Annotated in this window: 4 protein-coding genes and 1 CRISPR repeat array (1 of these 5 running past the window's edge); all 4 genes read right to left on the bottom strand. The window is 33.9% G+C overall.

Annotation, left to right across the window (positions count from 1 at the left end):
* Positions 1-312: 312 nt before the first annotated feature.
* Genes csm4 through cas10 form a run of 4 tightly spaced genes read right to left on the bottom strand, consistent with a single transcriptional unit; the run spans position 313 to position 4,650 of the window.
* Complete coding sequence (gene csm4 / locus HR057_RS14885; protein ID WP_173732242.1) at positions 313-1,251, bottom strand: type III-A CRISPR-associated RAMP protein Csm4; 939 nt, start codon at positions 1,249-1,251, stop codon at positions 313-315.
* A gap of 8 nt (positions 1,252-1,259) precedes the next feature.
* Complete coding sequence (csm3, locus tag HR057_RS14880; protein ID WP_173732241.1) at positions 1,260-1,952, bottom strand: type III-A CRISPR-associated RAMP protein Csm3; 693 nt, start codon at positions 1,950-1,952, stop codon at positions 1,260-1,262.
* A 21-nt stretch (positions 1,953-1,973) separates the two neighbouring features.
* Positions 1,974-2,372, bottom strand: coding sequence for a type III-A CRISPR-associated protein Csm2 (gene csm2 / locus HR057_RS14875; RefSeq protein WP_173732240.1), 399 nt, complete (start codon positions 2,370-2,372; stop codon positions 1,974-1,976).
* Position 2,373: 1 nt separating this feature from the next.
* Positions 2,374-4,650, bottom strand: coding sequence for a type III-A CRISPR-associated protein Cas10/Csm1 (gene cas10 / locus HR057_RS14870; RefSeq protein ID WP_173732239.1), 2,277 nt, complete (start codon positions 4,648-4,650; stop codon positions 2,374-2,376).
* A gap of 1,211 nt (positions 4,651-5,861) precedes the next feature.
* Positions 5,862-7,777: a CRISPR direct-repeat array (repeat unit 30 nt; unit sequence GTTTCAATTCCTCATAGGTAATATCAAAAC) (it continues 2,025 nt past the right edge of the window).

The following is a 7,777-nucleotide window of genomic DNA, read 5'->3' as shown; positions in this document are numbered from 1 at the left end:
TAAGAACTTTTCAAAACTCGCCAACTCAAGTCAATGGAATCTGTTTGGGTTCCCCTTTGTTAATAGGCGGAGGAAGTTTAAACCTCTGAGGTTGTCGCCTGTTTTGCAAAACAGTTCCACTTATACAGTTTTGCAAAAATGAACAATCACTGCATTTCTAATTCTAATAATGGGAGCAACATTCCTAGTTTTTCTTCACCCCAAATTCCCCTAATATAGAGGATGATTTTTATCAGATCGCAACGCTTTCATTTTAATTTGAATCTTTGTCATTATTTAATTGAATTTCGATCATTAACAGCGTATTTACCGTTACTCCTCATGCTGTAAATATTCCGGTAGTTTCACAGGCAAGGCTAAAGCATAAGCATATTGAACAACGGTCGGATTGAATGGAGAAATATTAGAAATCATTTGTCCATAATATGGTTTTGGATCATCTGTTATAAAAACAGCTCCAGGTATAATTCTCGTTAAAGGTTTCTTAAAAACGGTTCCTTTCCCTGTAATATTTCCACCCAACTTCCCGTATTTCGTTTGCAGTTTATACCACCCATTGGTTGGATCATTAGCACTCGGCACACCATGGCTAATCCATACAACACCATTCGCAAGTTCCATGGATGAATCTAAATCAGCTCTTTCACAACACTTTTTAACAAAAAATTGCCCATATCCGATATTTCTTTTTTTTCCATATCCTGATAATGCTACTTGGTTTAGCAACTCAAGAAAAAGAGTTAAACATTCATCTTTTACACGTACAAAAAAGGAAATTGTGTCACAGCCGCATAAAAAGATGCTCTCCTCTTCATAGAGGCCGTTTTCGTCTAAACTCGTTCCTTTAATCCTATCGATTGTATTGTGCGTTTCAACAACAGATTTAAAAGAACCTTGAACCTCATCAGAGAAAGTTAAAGGCTTCCCACCTAAAAAATCACGAAAATCATCTACATGGACTAAAAGTTGTTTCTTAATTTTTTTTCCTTGTCTAATATTGTCTATCATTTCTTTTTTCGTATGATAAGACCTTTTCGGTGGTGGAATCATTGGCCTTGGCAAGGTATTGGTGATAAATCCATCCGAAAGTACAAAAGGTGGATCTTCTTTAAACGTTTCCAACCAACGGGTTAAATGTTCTTCTCCAAAACGTTCACGATAGGCCCACGCCATATGGCCAAACAAAATATCGCCTTGCCAATTTGTTTTAAAAGGGCTCGTTAGTGATAATTGGACTTCATATAGTTTCATAGTCCATCTTACTCCACAGAAATTTTTTCATATATATCTTTTTCTATGAATTGCAAGTTTCTGAAAGATACTTTCCCGTACCCTCTGCTACCGGAACTGCCAAGATAATCGGATTCTAGCAACTTTAGCCCTTGTTTAATGATATTTACTATTTTCGTTTGGTCATCAATATCATAGATTTTTAGAGTCATATTTACATTGAATTCAGTTCCTTCTGGGACACGTTCATAAACACGTGGGTTATGCGCTGTCCCTGATTCGCGCTTAATAGTATTTTCCGCCTTTGTTTCGCTAAAATGTAATCCCTTCTCTAATCTTGCCTCTATTAATTTTTCTATAGATTCATCTGTTAAAGGAAAATCGCGAACAATTAAACGTGTAGGGCCTAATTGATGCGTCGTATTTTGATGCGCCCCAAAAATTTTACATATATCACATTTTCCACACATACATGGGTTACTAGCAAATTTACCCGTTAATTCTCCACCGCCTTTAAACTTTCTTCCATATACACTTTCTAATAAAGATCTTAATTTCCCTTTAAAAGAGGAACCAGGAATATAAGGATATTCTGTTATAGGATGACGTATGATCGGATTATCAAGTCCGCCAATTTCGATGGTATCTTTAGAGCCACCTATTCTTAGACCAGTATCACAATGAAGAATACCTTTAATTTCAATAATCTTTTTTAATAACATATCGAAAACTCCTCTCCCTTACTACTTACCTCTGAAATAAGCAATAATACTTTGAAAGTGATCGATAAATGCTTGAAAATGCAGATGGCTTTTTTCAGCCTCTTTTAAATTCTTTTCAAAAAATTGGACAAAAATATATGGTAGCCCATTTTCTTCCCGATTATACTGATAGTTTGCTAAAGGGTTTATTGGATATAGTCGATGTTTGTGTTCCATAAACAAGTTTTCATTCTTTAATAATGGCTGTAAACCTTTTACTTGCCCATAAAATCTCCGTAACGCAGCTCTTGTTACACCCTGTTTTGCAAATTCATCTGCAATATACTGAGCCCATTCGATGTATATCTCTTTTTTTGGTTTCATATTCTCATCAAAATAACCATTCTTTAAATAATCAGACTTCAATACAGCATTTGACATATTATCCCCCCCGATAATAATTGCTGATCTTTGTAATTAAGTGCATGTAATGCCATAAAAGATTCGCATTTAAACGCAACGGGTATTTATTTTTTTGTTCAAGCACTTGTTGAAGATTTCTTAGCCACTCAAGGATTTCTTTATCCTCTCGATTTTTATCATTTAATATATTACCTTCGATAAGATTTCTTTGAATCGTATAATTCAATAAAGGAATGAACTTCAAATACTCATTTTGACCAGTCTCTTTATATTTTTTATACATATCACTAAAGGTACTTAATTGATAAATGAATGATGATGATAATTTATTACATTGCCACCATTTAGCTAACAATTTTGATGTATCTGTAACGACTTTAAAATGCGTCCAATCCATTACAAAACCTTGGACAGATACTTGATCCCGGCCAAATTGACCTTTTTCTTCAGCTCGGATTACGTTTACATTTTCTTTAGCATTTTCTAGCTCATTTTCAACAAATTGTGCTGCGTGCGGCAAAGCGGTTTTAGGTTTTAGTATATTGATACCTGCTGATAGTGTGACTTCTGGATTTGAACCTACAAATATTTGGAATCTTGAACGAATTTCTTGTGCAGCTTTTAATATTTCCTCCCAAGGACCAATTAAGAATAAGTCATCCCCACCAGAGAAGACGGTATAAGTATTCTTAAATTCATTCCGTAACCACTGATTAATTCCACCGGCAAAAAATCGTTCAAACATTTTACTCAACGTTAAAATGTGGGAAAATGAATGCGACTCTTTTTGCCTTTCTTTTATAAACCCGATTGTAAAAAGCATTCCTAAATTATCAACATCCGCCTTAAAATATCCTAGGAGATCCTTTCCTTTTCCTACTTGTGCCATATGAACAAAAGTCAATGGTTCTCCTTCATGAAGGTTTTGTACATCTTCTAAATTATCAGCAAATTGTATACCACCTTTTGGTGCAACAGGAATATAATTGGCAACCCATTTTCTATGGAACTGAATTGGTGCTTTTTTAGCGTCTGCTTGATTCCATACTTGAATTAAATAGGAAGATTCATCTACTGAAATTGGCAACGTTTCCAAAAGTTCAACTGCTATGCCATTTTCAAATTGAATCGTACCATGACCTTTTTTAAACAAAAGATAATTCGTACGTGTTAATTTCTTTCCTACATCTTCATCAAGCAGACAGTACTCACAAAATTCTTCATTTACTTTCGGAAATTTTCTACACCCATTACAAAGGTCATCCCGATTTTGTTTTGAATCATGGATGAACATTTGATCATTCCATGCACCATCATTTTGCAACAAATCAAAAAATGGTTTTCCTTTTGATCGTTGAATACCTTCATAACAAGACGTCAGTAATTCAGGAAATCTTTTTGTCATTTCAAGTAGATGAATCTCTTTCTCAGAACTATGAAGGACGATCGAGCCTTGGAACCGTTCATATAAAAATTTATTCGTTTCTTTTTTCCAATCTCTCGTTTCATAAGATGACGGCAAAATGACGTAAAAAATACCGCCTGCGGAAAGAATAAGGTTAGAGATAGGCAACCTGGCATCCAATAGTAACTTATGTGAAACAACATCTGCTAAAAGACCTAATGTAAAACTTCTTGAACGTAACCTCTTGGCAATTTTTCCCGCTCCAATATGGGCAATATCAAATAGGTAAGATTGAATGCCTGAAACATCCCCTAAAAGTAGTTTGAAAGATTTACATTTTACTCCACAAACAATCGCTAAAGCATGCATTAATCGTAGATGTATAGAAAGGGGAATAGATTGAAGATTTTTGTTTACAGGAACACTTGATAACCAATTTTCAGACCAATCTAAAAAGGACGAAATTCTAATTGAATGATCCTCAGGAGCAAATTGAATAAATTGCTTCCATGAATTTATTATCATGTGCCAATGGAGAAGTAGATTTTCTTTCGATGGACTTTCAGTTAATGTCGGATTATAAACAGGTTCCTTCCATTGCATTGGCTCATAATAACGTTTTTCGGTAGTTTGATTTGGTTGTATATGTAATTCGCTAAAAATTGAAACAAGAGGAATGGCTTGCTCATCCACCTTTTCTCCTAAACCTTGGAAGAGGTGTTCAAATTGTTTTTCATTTTGCCAATGTTCAACGATCTCTTTTCCCCATTTCCTCGTTAGGAGTAATTCCAAAAGTTCATCTGATTTTGCTGGAAAAATATTTTTTATCCGTTTAAAAAGGGCATTTGTTATGACACTTTCTGCAAAAATCAAAGAACGACTACTATTCAAAGATTTCCCTCCTCCCTTTTACCTATAAAATAATATACTCTTATATAATTTCTACATTTTCGCAGTAAAATCCTCCTAAATATTTGAAATAAATACACAAAATCCTAGAATTGTAAAGGAAAGCGGAACCATTTTGAACAATATGCTTTTTAAAAAATTACCTTGTCGAAGAGAAAAAAAGTGAGGGATGTCCAGAAACAAGTTATTCACAAAAGAGGACGGAAAAAAGTCTATGGGGAAAATTTTCTATCCAGAATGCAATTTGGAACGTATGGAGAAGTCTATCAAGTGATTGTGGAATCCATGGAATATTACACAGATAGACACATGCATTCTAGTATTCTAGATTTATCACCGCAAGAATTTTATAAAAAACAGCAATCAGTACCGAATAGAATCAAAGAAGTACCGGTTTAGGAAGTTCTGTATAGGGGTGAAGCGCCAGCATGACTTGAAAGTGCTTGCATGAATCCGTTGTTTGGCAGTGCCTAATGTTGTAACAGCTGGCTTCTCGGCGGGAGAATATGCCTAAAGGAGATCAATGTAAAGTAAACTCGGCCTTTATAAAATAACAATAGAGAACAAAAAATGAAAAAACTGAGGGTAATGGGAGATTAAGGGTGTAATTGTCTAAAATTCGGGGGAGTAATCCGATATCAAAACTTTGTATATTTCGCAAGTTCGATTTCGTATTGTATGCAAAGTTTCAATTCCTCATAGGTAATATCAAAACGATTGAATTGGAGTTTGGAACTTTATCAGCAAGCAAAGTTTCAATTCCTCATAGGTAATATCAAAACTGAAGGTACTCAAAGATTAGTAAAAGTGAATATGAAGTTTCAATTCCTCATAGGTAATATTGTAAATTTCCACTTTATTTCAGATTGTGATTTTCAAATTATATCGGAAGTAATTTCTGCATAATCTTTGTAGCACGGCTTTACATGGAGAGATGGGCATGATAACCTTGCATGGTAAAGCCAACCCTTGAAACAGGTGGCTTCTTGGCTTTGAAATCATGCCCATAGAGGCTCCATGTAAAGCCATTTTCGGTATAAATATTCATAAATGACTGTGAATATTCACAAAGGGTTTGTGAAAAAATCTGTTCTAATTTGATAAAAAACGGGAGCTTTTTGCCAAAATAATGTGCCCGTTTACAGTAATATCAAAACAAAAATCGCCAAAAATACACTCTATTCAACAAAATTGGTTTCAATTCCTCATAGGTAATATCAAAACCAGTTTAAATGCAAGCATAGTGCATCCTCGCGAGATATTGTTTCAATTCCTCATAGGTAATATCAAAACAATGATAGCTGAAAAAGCACTGCTTGGAACATTTAGTTTCAATTCCTCATAGGTAATATCAAAACTTGAAGTGAATTGACGTGATCCTCTTCGAAAATGTGTTTCAATTCCTCATAGGTAATATCAAAACTTATATTGTACAGGCATATTTTCATTGTCAGAAATCAGTTTCAATTCCTCATAGGTAATATCAAAACTGAGCAGATTCAAACAAGTATTAACTGACGGAAAAAAGTTTCAATTCCTCATAGGTAATATCAAAACTAAATCTCGATACCTTGTTCTTTAAGTTTTTTGCTGTTTCAATTCCTCATAGGTAATATCAAAACAAGGAAATAGAGGAACAGCTTAAAACTTATGAAAACCAATGTTTCAATTCCTCATAGGTAATATCAAAACAAATAACATTTTCGTTTTGATCCTCAACCATATCCATGTTTCAATTCCTCATAGGTAATATCAAAACCATGGTGAATTACAAAAATACATATATGAAAATAAAAGTTTCAATTCCTCATAGGTAATATCAAAACTATAGAGCATACAAAGGGCACCAACAAAACAGCCTAGTTTCAATTCCTCATAGGTAATATCAAAACAAATCCAGATTTCGTTTTTTACGACACCATCTACGAGTTTCAATTCCTCATAGGTAATATCAAAACCAATTCCATAAAATTAACTACTTCTGCGTTAGACGTGGGGTTTCAATTCCTCATAGGTAATATCAAAACTCAAACGGCGGAGGCGGAAATTTTTGTTTTACGTAGGGTTTCAATTCCTCATAGGTAATATCAAAACCCTAATACGCTTACTCAATTGAGCCAACTTTTTTGAGTTTCAATTCCTCATAGGTAATATCAAAACCATCGGAAAAAGCGATATGAACTTTTTCAAGACCGAAAGGTTTCAATTCCTCATAGGTAATATCAAAACAAGAAATTTTTTTTAAAAGGTACTTTACAAGTTACTTAGTTTCAATTCCTCATAGGTAATATCAAAACACGACCGGCGGGACAGGTTTGCATCAATATATATAGTTTCAATTCCTCATAGGTAATATCAAAACGGAAACGACAGGGTTACAAAAAGCTTTAGCAGACGTGTTTCAATTCCTCATAGGTAATATCAAAACCATCGAATTTCCCTTTTAATTTAGGCACCATTTCCGGTTTCAATTCCTCATAGGTAATATCAAAACTGCCTAACTCGTTTCAGCACCTATGAAACTATATTGATGTTTCAATTCCTCATAGGTAATATCAAAACCATGGTGGTGCTTATATTGTTCGGATTACAACTATGTTTCAATTCCTCATAGGTAATATCAAAACTCACTCCATTTTTTAAATATTAATTTTATTTGTTTGTTTCAATTCCTCATAGGTAATATCAAAACCAAATTTACCATTTTCAAAACCTAAGTTTAGTAGTAGTTTCAATTCCTCATAGGTAATATCAAAACGATTTGACAATTGAACAACTCAATGAACTTTACAAAGTTTCAATTCCTCATAGGTAATATCAAAACGGGGTTGTTAGATATGCAATTAGAGAAAAAAGTTCGTTTCAATTCCTCATAGGTAATATCAAAACTCCGTGGTCAGAGATGAAACGGTGCAATTTAGATGAGTTTCAATTCCTCATAGGTAATATCAAAACTTGAAATGAATGAAAATACATGGGGGTTACAATTTGGTTTCAATTCCTCATAGGTAATATCAAAACGGGTTAATAAATTAGAAACAGTATTGTTTGAAGTAGTTTCAATTCCTCATAGGTAATATCAAAACGAAAACGTATTGGCTGGTAAAGC

The sequence above is a fragment of the Calidifontibacillus erzurumensis genome (assembly GCF_013303125.1).
In the GTDB taxonomy this organism is placed as follows: Bacteria; Bacillota; Bacilli; order Bacillales; family Bacillaceae_J; genus Calidifontibacillus; species Calidifontibacillus erzurumensis.
This window is presented reverse-complemented; position numbering and strand designations above follow the sequence as displayed.

Excerpts from the sequence above, each read along its gene's own strand:
- csm3 (WP_173732241.1), bottom strand. The coding sequence starts at position 1,952 with ATGTTATTAAAAAAGATTATTGAAATTAAAGGTATTCTTCATTGTGAT.
- csm2 (WP_173732240.1), bottom strand. The coding sequence starts at position 2,372 with ATGTCAAATGCTGTATTGAAGTCTGATTATTTAAAGAATGGTTATTTT.
- csm4 (WP_173732242.1), bottom strand. The coding sequence starts at position 1,251 with ATGAAACTATATGAAGTCCAATTATCACTAACGAGCCCTTTTAAAACA.